The organism is Streptococcus sp. KR (genome assembly GCF_002238115.1).
Lineage (GTDB): Bacteria > Bacillota > Bacilli > Lactobacillales > Streptococcaceae > Streptococcus.
The window spans coordinates 1-213 of sequence record NZ_NGVM01000387.1 but is presented as its reverse complement, the minus strand read 5'-3'; the positions used below and the strand labels follow the sequence as shown (position 1 = coordinate 213).

Here is a 213-nt window from a genome sequence, read left to right as displayed (position 1 = left end):
TGCAACGGCGTGCTTCATCGGTGCATTCTCAGTGGGCTTCAGCTTTGGTTTGTTTATTCCATTTATCTTTTCAAAAGGGCTGTCCTTTGTTCCTAAGAAATATGGTAATGATGCAACGACCATTTTGATGCTGAGCACAAATGGCGCAAACTTCCTTTGCCCATACGTCAGCAAGTTTATCAATGTCGGTGGAACCGATCGAAGCTTGTTCAT

1 pseudogene is annotated in these 213 nt (G+C 43.7%); it reads left to right on the top strand.

Features of this window, described 5'->3' with window-relative positions:
- Window positions 1-213 (top strand): annotated as a pseudogene (locus tag CBI42_RS12395) (MFS transporter); the annotation flags it as partial.